The following is an 18,630-nucleotide window of genomic DNA, read 5'->3' as shown; positions in this document are numbered from 1 at the left end:
GTCCCGCGGCCTCGTCCGCACCTCCTGAATCACATACGGAACGCAAGAGAGAGAGTCACATGAAGAAGAAGATCCTGACCATCACCGCCCTCGGTGCAGCCGCAGCGCTCACCCTCGCCGGATGCAGCGGCGACGGCGCCGGCGGCACGAGCGGCGGCGGCGACGGTGCCGAGGACAAAGGCACCATCACCCTCGGGTTCCTGCCCTCCTGGACCGACGGCCTCAGCACCGCCTACCTCCTGCAGGACCAGCTCGAGAAGATCGGCTACACGGTCGAGATGAAGACGCTCACCGAGGCAGGCCCGCTCTACACCGGACTCGCGCAGGGCGACGTCGACATGTACCCGTCGGCGTGGCCGGAACTCACCCACGCCTCCTACATGGACACCTACGGCGACGACATCGAAGACCTCGGCACGTACTACGAGAACGCCAAGCTGACCCTCGCGGTGCCGGAGTACTCCGAGCTCACCTCGATCGAGGACCTCGCGGGCAAAGGCGCCGACTTCGACGGCAAGATCTACGGCATCGAGCCGGGTGCGGGCCTGACCGCCCAGACGCAGAAGATGATGCCCGAGTACGGCCTCGACGGCGAGTACGAGCTCGTCACCTCGTCGACCGCGGCGATGCTCACCGAGCTGAAGACCGCGACCGACAAGAAGGAGGACATCGTCGTCACGCTGTGGCGTCCGTTCTGGGCCAACGACGCCTTCCCCGTGAAGGACCTCGAAGACCCGAAGGGCGCCATGGGCGAGGCCGAGGGTCTGCACTTCCTGGGCACCACGGGTTTCGCGGACGAGTTCCCCGAGGCGGCCGAGCTGATCAAGAAGATCAAGCTGGACGACGAGCAGTACGGCGCGCTCGAAGACCTCGTGGTCAACGAGTACGGCGAGGGCAAGGAAGCCGACGCGGTCGACGCGTGGCTCGAGGAGTACGGCGACCAGTTCGACTGGACCGTCACCAGCTGACACCCGTCGCACGTCTCGAAGGAGGGTCTCCCGCACCGGGAGGCCCTCCTTCGTCGTGGGTGACCCTTTTTGCTCGCGGTCACGGTCATGGTCGCGCTCAGCTATTCCGATCGTCCGGTCTGATCGCGATGTCCCCCGAAGGGGGGACAGCGCGCTTACGACAGCCCGGGTACTGTCCTGTGCAGGCGGGATGTTGAACTCGATACAAGAAGAGGTATCTGATGAATCGACAGAACCGATTCCCGCGCGTCGGTATCGCGAGCGTCGTGATAGTCGCCATGCTCGCTTCCTCCGGGGGTGTGGCGGCGAACGCGTTTGAAATCGACGGTACGGAGGAAGCCGTGGATGTCGTCTCGTCCGCCGCGGAGATCCATCCGCAGGCAGATGAAGTGACGCAGGTGCCGTTGCAGCCTCTGAACGGAGCGCTCGTCTCAGCCGGGGAGGACGCAACCGTATCCGTGCCTCGCGCCTTCTCCGACCCGATTGAAATCTCGCCGGCCGGTACGTGGGGAGGGGAGCTGACGGGCCTCACGATCGGTCTGCCTGAGCAGGTTCAAAGCGCTGAGGTGTCCGTTGCACAGGACGGGAGCGCGGTGGGCGAGGGGTCAGAGGTGACCGGGGTGATTCAGGCACTTGAGGGTGGTCTGCGCATTAGCACGGTCATCACCGGCCCGGATGCGCCCGGACGCTTGTCGTATGCGCTGCCCGACGATGTGGATATCGCGATCAACGAGGACGGCTCGGCTTCATTGAGCAGAACTGCCGTGGACGACGGTACTGAGGTACTCACCGCAACGATCGGAAGGATTGGCACACCGTGGGCTACGGATGCGAGAGGCCAGCGCATCGCGACGCACTACGAAGTCTCCGGCAGCAAGCTCGTCCAGGTTGTCGATCACCATCAGGACGGGGTCGCGTACCCGGTAGTAGCTGATCCGACATTCTGGTGGGGATGGAATGTGTACCTGAGTAACTCAGTAGTGGGCCAGGTCGTAAAGGTGATACTTGCAGGTGCCGGTGCGGCGGTTCTCGCCAGCCGTCTCATTGCGCTTGTGCCAGGCATCGGCACGGTGGCGGTTAACGTCACATCCTTGGCAGGCGCGCTCCTTGGCTTCGGTGCGGCACTCCTCAATGTCTGCAACATCAAGAGCCGTGGTGTTTGGGTAGGGCACACCTGGGTGACTGGAGTTCTGCCCTTCGCCCCTACGGTGATGCGGTCCGGCTACTTCTGCGTGCCCAACTAGCGTGAAAGGGTCTCCTGCGGTGGAGAAAACCATGACCAATATGTTGTTAGCGGCGCTGATGGTTTTGTCCACGGGCGCCTTGATATCGACCGACCTTCGCCATATACGAGTGGTGCACGTAACGCTGTGGGGGCTCATGCTCTCAGAAGTCGCCCTCCTCGCTCTGCTGGTCTTCGTCGATGGAGCGAGTGCTGCGGGGTGGGTGCCGCTGATCCTCTGTATCGTCGCGGGAGCGAACGTCGCATTGTGGATCGGAGCTATCGTCCGGTCGTCGGGAGGAGCCGGTAGCGAGATCTGACACCCGTCGCACGCCTCGAAGGAGGGTCTCCCGCACCGGGAGGCCCTCCTTCGTCGTGGGTGACCCCACTTACATTCCGGTGCCGAAGGTGGAAGCATGGCGCGAAACCGGCGGGTCGACCCGCCCGCGGAGGGGGGACACGACCGTGTGCACAGGAGTGAGCTTCACGACGGCCGATCACTACTTCGGGAGGAATCTGGATCTGGAGTTCTCGTACAACGAGACCGTGACCGTCACACCGCGGAACTTCCCGTTCCCGTTCCACCGACTGCCGTCGTTGCCGACGCACCACGCGATCATCGGGATCGCCACGATCGCCGACGGCTACCCGCTCTACTACGACGCGGTCAACGAGAAGGGGCTCGGCATGGCCGGGCTCAACTTCCCGGACAACGCGCACTATCCGGCACCGGGGTCGGGGGACACCGAGGTCACGCCGTTCGAGTTCATCCCCTGGGTTCTCGGACAGTTCGAGACCGTGGCCGAGGTGAAAGAGGCCCTGCGGTCGGTGAGTCTCGTGGACATCAACTTCAGCCCGGAGTTCCCGCTGTCGCCGCTGCACTGGATCATCGCCGACAAGAGCGCGTCGATCACGGTCGAGAGCGTGCGCGGCGGCCTCAGGGTGTATGACAACCCGTGGGGCGTGCTCACGAACAATCCCACGTTCGACGTCCAGAGCTTCCGACTCAACGACTATCAGCACCTGTCGAAGCGGCAGCCGGAGAACACCTTCGCCTCGGACGTCCCGATGGACCTCTACAGCCGAGGCATGGGCGGGATCGGCCTGCCGGGCGACCTGTCGTCGTCGTCGCGGTTCGTGAAGGCGGTGTTCACACGCATGAACTCGGTGTGCGGGACGTCGGAGTCGGAGTCGATCAGCCAGTTCTTCCAGATCCTCGGCTCGGTCGCCCAGCAGCGCGGGTGCGTGCAGGTCGGCGATGAGGACAAGTACGAGATCACGATCTACTCATCGTGCGCAAACACCGCCACGGGCGTGTACTACTACTCGACGTACGAGAACAGCCAGATCACGGGCGTGGACATGCACAAGGAGGATCTCGACGGCTCCGAGCTCGCGGCGTATCCGCTCGTGAAGGGCCAGCAGATCGCGATGCAGAACTGATCTCCGGAACGCGCAACCCCCTCATCGGCCGGCGGGTCGCGGCGTAGCCTGTGGCCGTGGACGGGTTCGCAGCGGTCGACTTCGGGTTCGCCCGCGAGGTCCTGCAGCGGGGCATCGCGGCGCTGTACCTCGTCGCGTTCGTCTCGACGCTCAACCAGTTCCGTCCGCTCCTCGGCGAGCATGGGCTCCTGCCCGCGCCCGTGCTGCTCGACTGGGTGACGCAGAAGCGCGAGCGCCGGAAGCTGCTGCACCCCACGCTCTTCACCCGCGTCCGCTACACGGACCGGCGCCTGGTGGCCCTGTCCTGGGCGGGGATCGTCGTCGCCGCGCTGCTCGTCGTCGGGGTGCCGCAGCTCGGACCGCCGTGGGTGCCGATGCTCGCGTTCCTCGCCCTGTGGTTCGGCTACATGTCGGTGGTGAGCGTGGGGCAGACGTTCTACTCGTTCGGGTGGGAGATGCTGCTACTGGAGGCCGGGTTCCTCGCGGCCTTCCTCGGCTCGAACGACCAGCCGCCGCCGACGGTCGTGATCGTGCTGTTCTGGTGGCTGCTGTTCCGGCTGGAGTTCGGCGCCGGGATGATCAAGATCCGCGGGGGACGCGAGTGGCGCGACCTCACCGCGATGACCTTCCACCACGAGACCCAGCCGATGCCCGGGCCGCTGAGCCGCCAGGCGCATCTGCTGCCGCGGTGGTTCCACAAGCTCGAGGTGGTCGGCAACCACGTCGCGCAGCTCGTCGTGCCGTTCTTCCTCTTCGCGCCGATCCTCACCCTCTGGCTCCCCGACAGCGCTGGCTGGGTCCCTGAGCCTGTCGAAGGGGCCGCGTGGGTCGGTGCCGTCGCCGGGGGGATCGTGATCGCGACGCAGCTGTGGCTCGTGCTCACCGGGAACTTCGCGTGGTTGAACTGGGCGACGATCGTGCTCGCGTTCTCCGCGATCGGCCTCCCCGGCATCGGGACTCCGGAACGGACGCCGGAGACCTCGCTGCCGTGGACGGTGTCGGGCATGCCGCTGTGGTGGGTCGTGGCGACCTCGGCGGTCGGGGTGCTCTTCGTCGTGCTGAGCGTGCCCGCGGTGCGTAACCTCTTCGCGCGACGGCAGCTCATGAACGCGAGCTTCAACCGCTGGCAGCTCGCCAACGCCTACGGAGCCTTCGGCACGGTCACGCGGGAGCGGATCGAGATCGTCGTGGAGGGGTCGGACGACGAGGAGGGCCGGCACTGGCGCGAGTACGAGTTCCGGGGGAAGCCGGGGGACGTGCGGCGGATCCCGCGGCAGTTCGCTCCGTATCATCTGCGGCTGGACTGGCTGATGTGGTTCCTGCCGCTCGGGCACTCGCTGGACGACTGGTTCTCCGTGTTCCTCGTGCGGCTGCTGGAGGCTGATGCCCCGACGCTGCGGATGCTGCGCGTCGACCCCTTCCACGGCGAGCGGCCGCGGTGGGTGCGCGCCGTGTCGTACCGCTACCGCTTCACGACCCGCGCCGAGCACCGTGCCGACGGCGCGATCTGGGTCCGGACGGGTCGCCGTGTGGTGCTCGGTCCGGTCGGCCTCCGCTGAGGTCGCAGATCCGCACGAGGTCGCACGGATTCCGGGCGAAGCTGCGACCTCAGCGAGAATCTGCGACCTGACGCAACCCGACGCGACGGAACGCGGCCGGGAGAACACGCGCCGAGCGCGGCGAAACGCCCCGGCCGGGGAGAGTCCCCGGTCGGAGCGTTCCGTCTCGCTGGACGTCGATCAGCTGACCTTCTTCCGGTAGGAGATGATCGCGAAGACGTAGGCGACCACGAGGATCCCGACGCACCAGGCGAGCGCGACCCAGATGTCGGACCCGACCGGCTCCCCCGCGAACAACGCCTGGATGGAGTTGACGATCGAGGTCACCGGCTGGTTCTCCGCGAACCACTGCACCGGAGCCGGCATGGTGTCGGTCGGCACGAACGTCGAGCTGATGAACGGGAGGAAGATCAGCGGATACGAGAAGGCGCTCGCCCCGTCGACGGTCTTGGCGTTCAGGCCCGCGATGATCGCCAGCCAGGTGAGCGCCAGGGTGAACAGCATCAGGATGCCGATCACTCCGAGCCAGGCCCAGACGCTCGCCCCGGTGCGGAAGCCCATCAGGAACCCGACCCCGAAGATGATCGCGAGGGTGATCGCGTTCGCCGTGAGGGACGTGAGCACGTGGGCCCACAAGACGCTCGACCGGGCGATCGGCATGGAGTGGAACCGCTCGAAGATGCCGCTCTGCATATCGGTGAACAGCCGGAACGCCGTGTAGGCGATGCCCGACGCGATCGCGATGAGCAGGATGCCCGGCAGCAGGTAGTTCACGTAGTTCTCGGCGCCGGTGCTCTGTTGGAGCGCGCCGCCGAAGACGTACACGAACAGGAGCATCAGGGCGATCGGGGTGACCGCGGTGGTGATGATCGTGTCGGGGCTGCGGAAGATGTGCCGCATCGAGCGGCCGGTGAGCGTCGCCGTGTCGGCGGCGAAGTGCGTGGTCATGCTGCATCTCCTCTCTGGACTCGGGTCCCCGAGCCCGCCTGGGTCCCTGAGCCTGTCGAAGGGTCGATGAGGGTGAGGAAGATCTCCTCGAGGGTGGGCTGCTTCTCGACGTACTCGACCTTCGCGGGCGGAAGGAGCCGCTTGAGTCCGGCGAGGGTGTCGTTCGCGATGATGCGGCCCTCATGGAGGATCGCGATGCGGTCGGCCAGCTGCTCGGCCTCGTCGAGGTACTGCGTGGTGAGCAGCACGGTCGTGCCGCCGCTCGCGAGTTCCTTCACGACGTCCCACACCTCGATGCGCGACTCGGGGTCGAGGCCCGTGGTCGGCTCGTCGAGGTAGATGACCTCGGGGTCGCCGACCAGGCTCATCGCGATGTCGAGCCGGCGTCGCATCCCGCCGGAGTACGTGCCGACCTTGCGACCCCCGGCCTCCGTGAGCCGGAACCGTGCGAGGAGCCGGTCGGCCACCGCACCCGGGTCGGGCAGGTGCCGCAGCTTCGCGACGAGCACGAGGTTCTCGCGTCCGGTGAGGATCTCGTCGACCGCGGCGAACTGCCCGGTGAGGCTGATCCTCTCCCGCACGCCGAGGGGGTCCGTCGCGACGTCGATGCCCTGCACCGACGCGGCGCCGGCATCCGCCTTCAGCAGCGTGGAGAGGATCCGGACCATCGTGGTCTTGCCCGCGCCGTTCGACCCGAGGAGGGCGAAGATCGATCCCCGCTCCGCCTCGAAGTCGACGCCGCGCAGCACGTGCAGGTCCTTGTACGACTTCTCGATGCCGCGGACGGAGATCGCAGGCGTCGTCATGATTCCTCCTCCTTCTTCTTCGCGTCGTCGAACGCCTTGATGAGGCGTGCGCGCTCCTTGTCGATCCACTGGCGACCGCCGTACGCCGCGGCGTAGTTCTCGGCGAACTCGACCGGGTCGTCGCCGACGATCGCGCTGACCGGGGTGCCGTCGATCGCGGCGCGCTCCCACATGTCGGCGATGTCGAGGAACATCTTCACGATGGTGTCGCCGTCGGTGAGGCCCCCGTAGTAGAGGTTGTAGCGCTGCTGGGCCTTCGCCATCTCCCGGTACGGTTCGGGGAGGGCGTTGATGCGGGCCTGCGCCTGCTTGTACAGCTTCTTCTCTTCGAGTGATCCGGTGATCGCTTCGATCCACTTCGCGGCCATGCTCAGTTCTCCCTGTTCTCGGTGTCGCGCTTTTCCAGCTGTTCGATGTGCGTCTTGAGGAAGCTCCAGGTGGTCCAGAACTCCTCGAGCTCCTGTCGGCCCTGGGCGTTCAGGGTGTACACCTTCCGGGGTGGGCCCTTCTCGCTCGGCACCTTCTCGACGTCGACGAGGTCCTTCTGCTCGATGCGCACCAGGAGTGCGTAGATCGTGCCCTCGGCGATGTCGGTGAACCCGTGGTCTCGGATCCGTGCGGTGATCTCGTACCCGTAGGCCGGCTGCTCGGCGAGGAGGGCCAGCACGATGCCCTCCAGGGTTCCCTTGAGCATCTCGGTCATCTGCTTGCCCATCGGTACCCTCCTCTCGTTGTTTGTCTTCCGTTCGGTACTCGGTGTTGCTGGGTACCGGTACAAAGTAACACTGAGTACCGGTACTTAGCAACACCGAATACTGAACTTCCTCCCCCCTCTTCTCGCCGAGACCCCGGGTACACGGCGAGACCCCCGCGTGGCGACGCGAGGACCCCGGGGTGTCGACGACAACCCGGGGTCTCGGAGGGGAGGTCGGAGGGGAGGGCGGAAGCGTCAGCTGCGGAGATAGGCGAGGACGGCGAGGACTCGACGGTGGCCGCTGTCGGTGGCGGCGAGCCCGAGCTTGGCGAAGATGTTGCCGATGTGCTTGCTCACCGCGGTCTCCGTCACGAACAGGCGTGCGGCGATGGTGGTGTTGTCGAGGCCCTCGGCCATGAGCCCGAGCACCTCACGCTCCCGCGGAGTGAGGGTCTGCACGGGGTCGTCGGCGCGACGCCGGCTCATGAGCTGCGAGATGACCTCGGGGTCCATCACGGTCCCCCCGGCGGCCACCCGGCGCAGGGCGTCGACGAACGCGGCGACCTTGCCCACCCGCTCCTTCAACAGGTAGCCGAGGCCGTCCGCCCCCGCCGCGAGGAGCTCCCCCGCGTAACGGTCCTCCACGTACGCCGAGAGCACGAGCACCGGGAAGCCCGGGCGGCGGGCTCTCGCCTCGGCCGCGGCCTTGAGCCCCTCGCTGGTGAAGGTCGGCGGCATCCGCACGTCGACCACCGCCGCATCGGCCTCGTCGAGCAGGGCGAGGAACCCGTCCGCGTCCGGCACGGCGCCGATCACGTCGAAGCCCTCACTGCGCAACAGGAGCGCGAGGCCCTCCCGCAGCAGGGTGTCGTCCTCCGCGATCACGATCCGCATGGCAGCTCCGTCCGCAGGATGGTGGGTCCCCCGGCGGGACTCGACAGGTCCATCGTGCCCTCGAACGCCTCCACCCGGCGTCGGATCCCCGCGAGACCCCCGCCCGGACGCTCGACCGCGCCGCCGACCCCGTCGTCCTCCACCGTGATGAGGAGCAGCTCGCCCTCTCGCTCGACCCGCACCGTGGCGCGGGTCGCGGCGCTGTACTTGTTCACGTTGGTCAGCGCCTCCGCGACCACGAAGTACGAGGCCGACTCGACCGCTGCCGGCACCCGACCGACGTCCGCGGCGTCGAGCGTGCACGGGACGACGCTGCGCCCGGCGAGCGAGGCGAGCGCCCCCTCGAGACCCAGTTCGTCGAGGATCGGCGGATAGATGTCGTGCACCGTGCGGCGGAGGCCGGCGAGGGCATCGGTCGCCGCGTCCTGCGCGCGCCGCAGCGGCTCGAGCACGTCGCCGCCCGTCTCCTGGGCGCGCTCCGCGATCCCCAGCATCATCACGACGTTCACCAGGCGGTTCTGGGCGCCGTCGTGCAGGTCGCGCTCGATGCGACGGAGCTCGGCGGCATGGGCGTCGAGGGCGGCCGCACGGCTGAGAGTCAGCGCGTCGACGCGGGCGGCGAGGCGCGACTTCTGCGGCGTCGCGAGGAGCTTCGCCGAGACGAACGCCACCAGCCGGGCGACCACCGGCACGAGGAACAGCGCGGCCACCGCATAGGCGAGGGCGACGAGCGGCATGGTCCACGCCAGCTCCCACGACGTGACCGGGTACGGTGAGCCCACCGGGTCGTCGGCCGGGGCGAACTGCCAGTACCAGGTGACGGCGAGGCTGTTGACGGCGGACAGGGGCAGCGCGAGCGTCAGCAGCGACAGCCACATCACCGGGAAGGCGTGCACCGTGACCCATAGCGCGTCTCGGGCGGTGGCGCGAGAGAAGGCGTAGCGGAGCCGTTCGTCGATCGTCGCGCCGCGCGGCAGCGTGCGCGTGAGCGGGGGGAGGTCCTCCCCGCGCCGGCGTCCGATCCGGCGGCGCGCCCGGTCGCTCCAGGCATGCAGCACCTGCACGACCTGCGGGAGCAGCAGCACCCCGCCCGTGATGAGCATGAGCGGCAGCAGCACGAGGATGACGCAGAACAGCGCGAGGGACACGACGGAGGCCCCGAGTTCGACGGCGAGGAACCGCGCATCGGGCAGCCATCCACGCAGCCAGCGGCGCATCCATCCGTCGTTCACCCTGCAAGTCTGCCCGAGCGCCCCGCGGCCCGCGGTAGAGCCAGCTCCACCATCGATGCGGCACCGTGCGGGATGGGAGCCGTCGCGCGGCTTTCCTACCGTCGAAGCATGACCTCCCTCTCCTCTGCGCCGCTCGTCGAAGCGGCCCCCGCCGAGGCCCTGCGCCTCAGCGGCCTCGTCAAGACCTACGGTTCCGGCAGCACCCGGGTGACCGCACTCCGAGGCATCGACCTCGCCATCGCGCGGGGCTCGTTCACCGCGATCATGGGGCCGTCCGGCTCCGGCAAGAGCACACTGCTGCACAGTGCCGCAGGTCTCGACCGCCCGACCAGTGGCACGGTGCACCTGGGCGGCACCGAGATCTCCGCGCTCACGCCCCGGCAGCTCACGGCCTTCCGCCGCGACCACGTGGGCTTCGTCTTCCAGGCCTACAACCTGCTGCCGGCGCTGAGCGTGGAGGACAATATCACCCTCCCGCTGCGCCTCGGCCGCCGCCCCCTCGATCACGGCCGGCTCGAGACGCTGCTCGACGCGGTGGGGCTCACCGACCGTCGCCACCGTCGCCCTGCCGAGCTCTCCGGCGGACAGCAGCAGCGCGTCGCGATCGCCCGAGCCCTCATCACCCGCCCGCACGTCGTGTTCGGCGACGAGCCCACCGGGGCCCTGGACTCCCGCACCGGGAAGCAGGTGCTCGACCTCCTGGCGCACACCGCGAAGGAGCTGCATCAGACCGTCGTCGTCGTCACGCATGACCCCGTGGTGGCCTCGCACGCCGACCGGGTGATCTTCCTCGCCGACGGGGCGTTCGCCGGACATCTCGACGGCGGCACCCCGCAGCAGATCACGGATCGCATGAGCACGCTGGGAGAGTGGTGATGTCGGCCGCGCCGCTCGGGCTCGGACGGATCGTCCGCGCCGACCTCCGTCATCATCGGCGCAGTCTGGCCGGGGTCTTCGTCGCCATCTTCGTCGCGAGTGCACTCGTCACCGGACTCGGCGTGCTCGTCGAGTCCGGCATCCGCGGCGGCCTCGCCCCGCAGCGCTACACGGCGGCCGAGGTGGTCGTCGGGGCGGTGCAGCAGGTCGACGTGCCGGAGGACCTGCCGGTGCCGCTGCGTGAGCGCGCTTCCGTCCCCGCCGACGCCGCGCGCGAGATCGCTGCGCTTCCGGGCGTCGAGGCCGTGGTCGCCGACGTGACCGTGCCTCTGTCGGTGCCCGGCGGGACGGCCCCTGCCGTGGTCGAGGCGCACCCCTGGTCCGCGACGGCACTCACCGGCTTCACGCCCGCGGAGGGGCGGGAGCCCGCCGCCGACGACGAGGTCGTGGTGGTCTCCGGAGCCGGGCACGCCGTGGGCGACTCCCTTGCGCTCGCCCACGGCGGCATCGCGGCGACGTACACGGTCGTCGGTGTGGTCTCGGCGGAGAGCCTGCCGGAGCGCGCGGTGTCGGTGTTCCTGACGGACGAGCGCATCCGCGACCTCGACCCGCACGACGGGGCCCCGCAGGCGCTCGGCGTGTTCGTCGACGGGGACCCCGAGCGCACGGCGGTCGCGATCCGCGAGGCGTTCCCGGATCTGGTCGCCCGGACCGGAGACGCCAGAGGAGACGTGGAGTTCCTCGACTCGGCGGCGGCGCGCACCCTGCTCATCGCTATCGGCAGCGCGTTCGTCGGCACCTGCATCCTCGTCGCCCTCTTCATCGTCGCGGGCACGCTGTCGCTGTCGGTCCAGGCGCGTCGCCGCGAGTATGCCCTGCTCCGCGCGGTGGGGGCGACCCCGTCGCAGGTGCACGCCCTCATCGCGCGGGAGACGCTCGCGGTCGCCGTCGTCGCCGCGCTGCTCGGGATCGCCCCGGGGTACCTGCTGTCCTCCGCACTGCAGTCGGCGTTCGTGGCCGGAGGAGTCATCCCCGGCGACTTCGCCCTCGCGCTGAGCCCGTTCCCGGCGCTGAGCGCACTGGTGCTGGTGCTCGGAGCGGCCTGGGGAGCGGCGCGCATTGCAGCGCGGCGCCCCGCCCGCCTCGATCCGATCGAGGCGCTGCGCGAGTCCTCGACGGGCCAGGGCCCGATCGGCCTGCCCCGCATCATCACCGGCATCGTGTTCGCCGCCGCCGGCGTCTCGGTCTCGACCGTCCCGCTGATGCTCCGCGGCGACGCAGCGGTCGGCGCCTCCGCCGGTGCCGCGATCATGCTCATCGTGGCGCTCGCGCTCCTGGGACCGTGGCTCGTCGCCCTGTGCGTGCGCCTCGTCGGGCCGGTGCTGCGTCGTTCGTCGGCCGCGGGCTTCCTCGCCGCCGCCCACACCACCGCGGGCAGTCGGCGGATGGCGGCCGCGATCCTCCCGATCGCCCTCGGCATCGGGTTGGGTCTCGTGCAGATCGGCGGGCCGGCGATCGTCGCGGACGAGGCCGCGACCCAGGCCCGGGCCGGGGTCACCGCCGACCTGCGTGTGGCCGCCCCGGCCGGGCTCTCCCCCGACGCCGTCGGCGCGCTGCGCGACGAGCCGGGGGTGACGGCAGCGACCGGCGTGGTCGTCAGCACCGCGGTGCTCGACTCGCTCGACATCGAAGGTCAGATCGAGCGCACGGAGTACGTGCTCCAGGGCGTGGACCCGACGACCGCGGACGGCCTGCTCGACCTGCGGGTGCAGGAGGGGTCCCTCACCGCCCTCGACGGCGGTGCGACCGTCGCGGTGAGCGCCGATGCGGCGCACACGCTCGGCCTCGACGTCGGCGACCCGGTGACGGGCGTCCTCGGTGACGGGGCGCCGCTGGAGGCGACCGTGGTCGGCATCTACGAGCGCGGTCTCGGGTTCGGCGATCTCACCATGGCGGTCGACCACGTCCGCGCGCACACCTCCGCAGCGCTCGACTCGTTCGCCCTCGTGTCGGTGGACGGTGACGCGCCGGCCGACGCCTTCGCCGCCGACGGTCTGCAGGTGGCCCCCGGCTCGGGTCAGAAGCCCAGCATGACCGGGGCCGTGTCGCAGCAGGGATGGGTGAGCCTCATCGGTCTGCTGGTCATCCTCGGGTACATCGCGATCGCCGTCGTGAACACGCTCGTCATGGCGACGGGGGAGCGGTCCCGGGAGTTCGCCCTGCTGCAGCTCATCGGCGCCTCCCGGGGACAGGTGCGCGCCACGATGCGCACCGAGGCGATCCTGATCGCCGCCCTCGCGATGGTCTTCGGCGTGCTGGTGGCGATCCCGCCGCTGATGGGGATGAGCTACGGCATCTCCGGGCAGCCGCTCCCGGCGATGCCCGTGCTCGGCTCCCTCGCGATCGTCGGCGGCATGGGCGCACTCGCCCTCGTCGCGCTGCGGGTCGCGACAGGGGCCGCGCTGCGCCGCCGCCCGATCGAGGAGATCGGCTCTCGCGAGTAGGCCCGCGACCACCGGAGGGCGCATCGGGATCCCGGTGCGCCCTCCGGCGTGCCGTCCCGGGGTGAAAAGCAGGGGTGAATTCCCCCGGTTCGGTCGGGGGCCTCCGCGGCAGCCGGGCAGGCTGGCGGAGGCCCGGACCGAGTCCACCCTGCCCGAAAGGGTGCTCGGCGGTCGCCTGAGGGGGCGGGGGCTTCCGTGTGCGCGGATGCGTGCCGGAACGCGATGAATGGGGAGAGCAGTCATGGGATTCCGTGTTGCCCGCAAGGACCGCACGTCCGATGGCCTTCCGCCGGAGCGGCACAGCCGCTGGCGGGGCCGGACCAAGAGGCTGATCGGCGGTGCCGTGAGCACGGCGCTCGTCGCATCGTCGATGATCGTCATCGGCGGGACGCTGACCGCCGCGCCTGCCGCCGCGGCAGAGCCGTTCCTCTGCACGCCCGGAGCGGTGTACGTGCAGAGCGCCACCGAGGTGCGCGAGTTCGCCGTGAACGAGCAGGGCGGAGCGCCAGGCGACGGCGGCACGCTCGGTTCCATCAACCTCGGCGCGAACCACTCCAACAACGCCCTCGGGCTCTCCTCGAACGGGCGGTACGCCTACACGGTCACCAACGCCGCCGGTACCAAGACGCTGGCAAAGCACGACCGCGTCACCGACACGACGGCGCAGACGACGTTCACGCTGAACTCCTCGGTGCTGCGCGGCGCCGTGCACCCCGTGACGGGCGTCTACTACTTCGCCAGCGGCACGGTGAACGGCGCCATCAACCTCTACGCGTGGAACGAGAACGTCACGCCGCAGAACTACGTGCAGGTCGGAACCCTCCGACCGACCGCGGGCAGCAGCGCGTTCGGCGCCAACGGCGACATGGCCTTCAGCGCCTCCGGCCAGCTCGTGCTCGTCGCCGACAACTTCATCTACTCCTCCGACCTCCCGGCCACGCTCGAACCGAGTACCGCGACGATCGATGCCAAGCAGGTGCACGACATGGGTGCCGGCGTGCAGGGCAACGGCATCGCGTTCGGCAACCTCGGCCACATCTTCGTCTCGGTCTCCGGTGGTGGCAACCGCATCATCGAGGTCGATCTGCCCCGCGGACAGACCGTCAACACCACCTCGCTCGGCACCTTCTCGCCCACCGACATGGCGAGCTGCACGTTCCCGAACACGCTGACGCTGAAGAAGGATCTCCCCGAAGGCCGTCACGCCGGGACCGACCAGTTCGGGCTCCGCGTGCAGTCGCCGGTCGGCTACCAGGTCGCGCAGACCGAGGCCGTCACCCGTGGCGACCGCTCCGGTCTGCAGCCGGACTACGTCGGCCCCGTGTTCACCAACCAGGGGGACACCTTCCGGCTGTCCGAGTCGGCGGCGGGCTCGACCGACCTCACGAAGTACGACGCCTCCCTCGTCTGCCTGCAGGTGAACGCCGACGGCTCGACCACCCCGGTGGCCGTCACCGCCGCCGGACAGGTCACCCAGCCGTCCGGCCCGCTCGGCACCGACGTCACGTGCACCTACACGAACGTCCGCCTCGCGCCGGACCTCGCACTGCGCAAGACCTCCGACCCCGCCGACGGCACCGCCGTGCAGGCCGGCCAGCGACTGACCTACACGGTGCAGGCCGAGAACACCGGCAACACCCGCCTCGACCCGGTCACCGTGACCGACGACCTGTCGGGTGTGCTCGCCAACGCCGAGTACCAGGGCGACGTGGCGACGGCGATCGACGGCGACCCGGTGTCGTCCGGTGCCGCCACCGTCACGGGCGACGACCTCGCCTGGACCGGTGCCCTCGAGCCCGGGCAGGTACTCACGATCACGTACTCCGTCGTCGTCGACGAGGGCGTGGAGGGCGAGCGCATCGCCAACCGCGTCACCGCATCCGGCACGCCGCCCGGGGGTCTGCCTCCGATCACCCCTCCGGCCGTCACCACCGAGCACCCCGTCGCCGGCTTCGAGGTCGCGAAGACCTCCGATCCCGCCGCGGGCACCGTGGTGGAGCCGGGCCAGACCATCGAGTACACCGTCACGGGCACGAACACCGGGGCGACCGTCCTGAACCCGGCGACCGTCACCGACGATCTCTCCGGCGTGCTCGCGAGCGCCGCCTTCAACGACGACATCACGACCACGGTCGGCGGCACCACCGTCACCACGGGCGGCGCGACCCTGACCGGGAACGCCCTCGTCTGGACCGGAACGCTCCAGCCCGGACAGACCGTGACGATCACGTACTCGGTGACCGTGGGCGACGACACCTCCGGCGAGATCCTGCGCAACAGCGTGACCGGATCGGGCACCCCGACCACCCCGAACCCGGGCGACCCGACCGGGCCGCAGGTTCCCGGCGAGCCCATCGTCCCGCCGACGGTCACCACCGAGCACCCCGTGATCGGCTCCGGCTTCACCATCTCGAAGTCGGCCGACCCCGCCTCCGGCACGGCCGTGTCCGCGGGCGACACGATCACCTACACGATCACCGGCACCAACACGGGTGACACCGACCTCGATCCCGCGGAGATCGTCGACGACCTGTCGGGCGTGCTCGGCTCCGCCGGCTACAACGACGACGTCACGGCCGACCGCGGCTCCGTGCGGGTCGCCGACGCCACCCTCACCTGGACCGGCGCTATCCCGCGCGGGGAATCGGTCACGATCCGCTACACCGTGACGGTGGACGCGGGCGTCGAGAAGGCCCTGCTGCACAACGTCGTCACCGGATCGGCCACGCCGCAGATCCCGACCGACCCCGCCGACCCCTCCGGGGCGAAGACCCCGGGGACCCCGATCGTCCCGCCGGCGGCGGAGACGGAGCACCCCGTCGTCGACACGGGCTTCGAGGTCACGAAGTCGGCTGACCCGGCCTCCGGCACCGCCGTCCGCGCGGGTGACACGATCACCTACACGGTCTCGGGCGTCAACACCGGCAACACCGTCCTCGACCCCGCGACGATCGTCGACGACCTCTCGGCCGTCCTCGCGAACGCGGAGTACGGCGGCGACGCGAAGGCCTCGTCCGGATCCGTCACGCTCTCCGGCACCACCCTCACCTGGACCGGGACGCTCGCTCCCGGCGACCGCGTCGACATCACCTACACGGTGACGGTGGACGAGGATGCGACGGGCGTGCTGCTCCGCAACACGGTGTCCGGTGAGGGCACCCCGCTGATCCCGACCGACCCGACCGACCCGGAGACTCCGACGACGCCGGGCACCCCGGTCGAGACCCCGCCGGCGACGACGGAGCACCCCGTCGCGACCCCCGGGTTCACCGTCACCAAGACGGCCGACCCGGCGACGGGCACGCGCGTCGACCCCGGCACCGTGATCACCTACACCGTGACCGGCCGCAACACGGGCGACACCGTCCTCGACCCCGTCGAGATCGGCGACGACCTGCGCGCGGCGCTGGCCCACGCGTCGTACAACGACGACGTGTCCGCCACCCGCGGCGACGTCCGCGTGGCCGAGGGCGCCCTCTCGTGGAACGGCGTGCTGCGCCCCGGCCAGGACGTCGCGATCACCTACTCGGTGACCGTCGATGCCACCGCCGGCGGCGAGACCATCGCGAACACGGCGACGGGAGAGGCGACCCCGCTCATCCCCGCCGACCCGAGCGACCCCGAGAGCCCCACGACTCCCGGCACGCCGATCACGCCGCCGCCGTCGAGCACGGAGCACCCCGTGAACGAGCCCGGCTTCGCGTTCGCCAAGACCGTCGACCCCGCCGCCGGTACCGCTGTCGACCCCGGTGACGTGCTCACCTACACGCTGACCGCGGTCAACACGGGCCAGACGGTGCTCGACCCGGTGACGATCACCGACGACTTGTCCGGCGTGCTGCCGTACGCGACGTTCAACGCGGACGCCGTGGCGAGCATCGCGGGTGCCGCTGCGGCTCCCGCGACCCTGGACGGCACCGAGCTGTCGTGGACGGGGGCGCTCGCGGTCGGCCAGACCGTGACCGTCACCTACTCCGTGACCGTGAGCGCCGACGGCGTCGGCACCGTGATCGAGAACGCGGCGTCCGCGACGGCGACCCCGCCGGGAGGATCCACGATCACGCCGCCGCCCGGTGTCACGACCAACCCGGTCAACGAGCCCGGATTCTCGGTCTCGAAGAGCGTCGACCCGGCTGCGGGCACGGCGGTCGACCCGGGCAGCGTCCTCACCTACACGGTGACCGGCGTGAACACGGGGGAGACGGCTCTCGACCCTGTCACCATCACCGATGACCTCTCCGGTGTCCTGGCGCACGCCGAGTACAACGACGACGCGACCGCGACGATCGGCGGCACGGTGACCACCGCGCCGACGGTGGCCGAGGAGGGGCTGTCGTGGACGGGTGCGCTGCAGGTCGGTGAGACCGTCACGATCACCTACTCGGTGACCGTGCGGGCGGATGCCGGCGGGTCCGTGATCGAGAACTCGGCCTCCGGCTCGGCGACCCCGCCGGGTGGCGTGCCGCCCATCGAGACGCCGCCGGCGACGACCGAGAACCCCGTGAACGAGCCGGGCTTCGAGCTGCGCAAGTTCGCCGACCCCGCCTCGGGCACGCGTGTCGACCCGGGCAGCGTCCTCACCTACACTGTGACCGGCATCAACACGGGCGAGACGGCGCTGGCTCCGGTCCGCATCGTCGACGACCTCTCGGGTGTGCTCGCGCACGCCGCCTACAACGGCGACGCGACGGCGACCCTGAGCGACGGCACCGCGCCTGAGCCCGTCGTCGCTGGCGACGAGCTCACCTGGGCCGGTGACCTCGCGGTCGGCCAGCGCGTCACGATCACCTACTCGGTGACCGTGCACGGCGACGCCGGCGGTGCGATCATCGCGAACACCGTCGAGGGCACGGCCACGCCTCCCGGCGGCGCCGAGCTGACCCCGCCGCCGGTGACGACGGAGAACCCCGTCGGCACTCCCGGCTTCACGTTCGTCAAGTCGTCCGACCCCGCCTCCGGCTCCGCCGTCGCGACGGGCAGCGTCGTGACCTACACCCTCACCGGCACCAACACCGGCGAGACGGGTCTGGACGAGGTCGTCGTCACGGACGACCTGGCCGGAGTGCTGCGGCACGCCGACCTCCGCGGCACGGCGACCGCCACGGTGGGTGACCGTGCGGTGGCCGCGCCGACGATCGACGGCACGACGCTGCGCTGGACCGGCAGCCTCGCGGAAGGGGAGCGCGTCGTGATCACCTATGCCGCGACAGTGCATGCGGACGCGGCCGGAGCGACGCTGCGGAACGCGGCCACGGCCTCGGCCACGCCTCCCGGCGGGGAGACGATCACGCCCCCGACGAGCACGACCGAGAACCCGGTGCTGACGCCGCTCGCCCTCACGGGTGGACAGCTGGCGCCGTGGGTCCTCGGGCTCGCGATCGCCCTGCTGATCGGCGGTGCCGTGCTGCTGCTGGTGCGCCGACGCCGCATGCAGAGCTAGCGGTTCCGCCGGAGAGCCCCGCCCGTCGTCTGCGACGGGCGGGG

14 protein-coding genes are annotated in these 18,630 nt (G+C 70.0%); 8 read left to right on the top strand and 6 right to left on the bottom strand.

What is annotated here, in order from left to right; translation table 11 throughout:
• The first annotated feature begins 59 nt into the window (after window positions 1-59).
• The 5 genes from AB0P08_RS05240 (at window position 60) to AB0P08_RS05220 (ending at window position 5,192) form a co-directional block, all read left to right on the top strand.
• Window positions 60-968 carry a glycine betaine ABC transporter substrate-binding protein gene (locus AB0P08_RS05240; RefSeq protein WP_268777534.1) on the top strand — a complete coding sequence of 303 codons (909 nt, stop codon included), beginning with the start codon at window positions 60-62 and terminating at the stop codon, window positions 966-968.
• Between the two features lie 221 nt (window positions 969-1,189).
• Window positions 1,190-2,212 carry a hypothetical protein gene (locus AB0P08_RS05235; protein WP_363588563.1) on the top strand — a complete coding sequence of 341 codons (1,023 nt, stop codon included), beginning with the start codon at window positions 1,190-1,192 and terminating at the stop codon, window positions 2,210-2,212.
• A gap of 19 nt (window positions 2,213-2,231) precedes the next feature.
• Window positions 2,232-2,510, top strand: a complete 279-nt coding sequence (locus AB0P08_RS05230; RefSeq protein WP_363588561.1) for a hypothetical protein — start codon at window positions 2,232-2,234, stop codon at window positions 2,508-2,510.
• A 157-nt stretch (window positions 2,511-2,667) separates the two neighbouring features.
• Window positions 2,668-3,633 carry a choloylglycine hydrolase gene (gene bsh, locus AB0P08_RS05225; protein WP_522727292.1) on the top strand — a complete coding sequence of 322 codons (966 nt, stop codon included), beginning with the start codon at window positions 2,668-2,670 and terminating at the stop codon, window positions 3,631-3,633.
• A 56-nt stretch (window positions 3,634-3,689) separates the two neighbouring features.
• Window positions 3,690-5,192, top strand: a complete 1,503-nt coding sequence (locus AB0P08_RS05220; protein ID WP_363588557.1) for a lipase maturation factor family protein — start codon at window positions 3,690-3,692, stop codon at window positions 5,190-5,192.
• A gap of 180 nt (window positions 5,193-5,372) precedes the next feature.
• Here AB0P08_RS05220 and AB0P08_RS05215 read toward each other — a convergent pair whose 3' ends face one another.
• The 6 genes from AB0P08_RS05215 to AB0P08_RS05190 form a co-directional block, all read right to left on the bottom strand.
• Entirely contained in the window at window positions 5,373-6,140 is a 768-nt protein-coding gene (locus tag AB0P08_RS05215) for an ABC transporter permease (protein ID WP_363588555.1), read from the bottom strand.
• Window positions 6,137-6,946 (bottom strand): ABC transporter ATP-binding protein, encoded by an 810-nt coding sequence (locus AB0P08_RS05210; RefSeq protein ID WP_363588553.1) that lies wholly within the window; start codon window positions 6,944-6,946, stop codon window positions 6,137-6,139. The genes AB0P08_RS05215 and AB0P08_RS05210 overlap by 4 nt, the downstream gene beginning before the upstream one ends.
• On the bottom strand, window positions 6,943-7,314 hold the full coding sequence (locus AB0P08_RS05205) for a DUF1048 domain-containing protein (RefSeq protein WP_363588551.1): 372 nt from the start codon (window positions 7,312-7,314) through the stop codon (window positions 6,943-6,945). Before AB0P08_RS05205 ends, AB0P08_RS05210 begins: the two co-directional genes overlap by 4 nt.
• A 2-nt stretch (window positions 7,315-7,316) precedes the next feature.
• Entirely contained in the window at window positions 7,317-7,661 is a 345-nt protein-coding gene (locus tag AB0P08_RS05200) for a PadR family transcriptional regulator (RefSeq protein WP_363588549.1), read from the bottom strand.
• A 234-nt stretch (window positions 7,662-7,895) separates the two neighbouring features.
• Complete coding sequence (locus AB0P08_RS05195) at window positions 7,896-8,534, bottom strand: response regulator transcription factor (RefSeq protein ID WP_062637512.1); 639 nt, start codon at window positions 8,532-8,534, stop codon at window positions 7,896-7,898.
• Window positions 8,522-9,766 carry a sensor histidine kinase gene (locus AB0P08_RS05190; protein WP_363588547.1) on the bottom strand — a complete coding sequence of 415 codons (1,245 nt, stop codon included), beginning with the start codon at window positions 9,764-9,766 and terminating at the stop codon, window positions 8,522-8,524. Before AB0P08_RS05190 ends, AB0P08_RS05195 begins: the two co-directional genes overlap by 13 nt.
• 108 nt (window positions 9,767-9,874) lie before the next feature.
• On the opposite strand from AB0P08_RS05190, the gene AB0P08_RS05185 reads away from it, so the two are divergent.
• The 3 genes from AB0P08_RS05185 to AB0P08_RS05175 all read left to right on the top strand — a co-directional run bounded on the left by AB0P08_RS05185 (window position 9,875) and on the right by AB0P08_RS05175 (window position 18,586).
• Window positions 9,875-10,642: an ABC transporter ATP-binding protein gene (locus AB0P08_RS05185; protein ID WP_187662901.1), complete on the top strand. Its 768-nt coding sequence runs from the start codon at window positions 9,875-9,877 to the stop codon at window positions 10,640-10,642.
• Window positions 10,642-13,146 carry an FtsX-like permease family protein gene (locus AB0P08_RS05180; RefSeq protein WP_363588545.1) on the top strand — a complete coding sequence of 835 codons (2,505 nt, stop codon included), beginning with the start codon at window positions 10,642-10,644 and terminating at the stop codon, window positions 13,144-13,146. Before AB0P08_RS05185 ends, AB0P08_RS05180 begins: the two co-directional genes overlap by 1 nt.
• Window positions 13,147-13,387: 241 nt before the next feature.
• The gene (locus tag AB0P08_RS05175) at window positions 13,388-18,586 is read left to right on the top strand and encodes a beta strand repeat-containing protein (protein ID WP_363588543.1); all 5,199 of its coding nucleotides are present in this window, start codon (window positions 13,388-13,390) and stop codon (window positions 18,584-18,586) included.
• Window positions 18,587-18,630 lie beyond the last annotated feature (44 nt).

Origin of the sequence: Microbacterium meiriae, assembly GCF_040686935.1 — a bacterium.
Taxonomy (GTDB): Bacteria; Actinomycetota; Actinomycetes; order Actinomycetales; family Microbacteriaceae; genus Microbacterium; species Microbacterium meiriae.
The sequence above is the reverse complement of the archived record's forward strand: the minus strand, read 5'-3'. Positions and strand labels throughout refer to the sequence as shown.

What these genes read in the sequence shown, in the direction of transcription:
- AB0P08_RS05235 (WP_363588563.1), top strand. Translation starts at nt 1,190, where the DNA reads ATGAATCGACAGAACCGATTCCCGCGCGTCGGTATCGCGAGCGTCGTG.
- AB0P08_RS05200 (WP_363588549.1), bottom strand. Translation starts at nt 7,661, where the DNA reads ATGGGCAAGCAGATGACCGAGATGCTCAAGGGAACCCTGGAGGGCATC.
- AB0P08_RS05180 (WP_363588545.1), top strand. Translation starts at nt 10,642, where the DNA reads ATGTCGGCCGCGCCGCTCGGGCTCGGACGGATCGTCCGCGCCGACCTC.
- AB0P08_RS05205 (WP_363588551.1), bottom strand. Translation starts at nt 7,314, where the DNA reads ATGGCCGCGAAGTGGATCGAAGCGATCACCGGATCACTCGAAGAGAAG.
- AB0P08_RS05185 (WP_187662901.1), top strand. Translation starts at nt 9,875, where the DNA reads ATGACCTCCCTCTCCTCTGCGCCGCTCGTCGAAGCGGCCCCCGCCGAG.
- AB0P08_RS05240 (WP_268777534.1), top strand. Translation starts at nt 60, where the DNA reads ATGAAGAAGAAGATCCTGACCATCACCGCCCTCGGTGCAGCCGCAGCG.
- AB0P08_RS05175 (WP_363588543.1), top strand. Translation starts at nt 13,388, where the DNA reads ATGGGATTCCGTGTTGCCCGCAAGGACCGCACGTCCGATGGCCTTCCG.
- AB0P08_RS05195 (WP_062637512.1), bottom strand. Translation starts at nt 8,534, where the DNA reads ATGCGGATCGTGATCGCGGAGGACGACACCCTGCTGCGGGAGGGCCTC.
- AB0P08_RS05210 (WP_363588553.1), bottom strand. Translation starts at nt 6,946, where the DNA reads ATGACGACGCCTGCGATCTCCGTCCGCGGCATCGAGAAGTCGTACAAG.
- AB0P08_RS05215 (WP_363588555.1), bottom strand. Translation starts at nt 6,140, where the DNA reads ATGACCACGCACTTCGCCGCCGACACGGCGACGCTCACCGGCCGCTCG.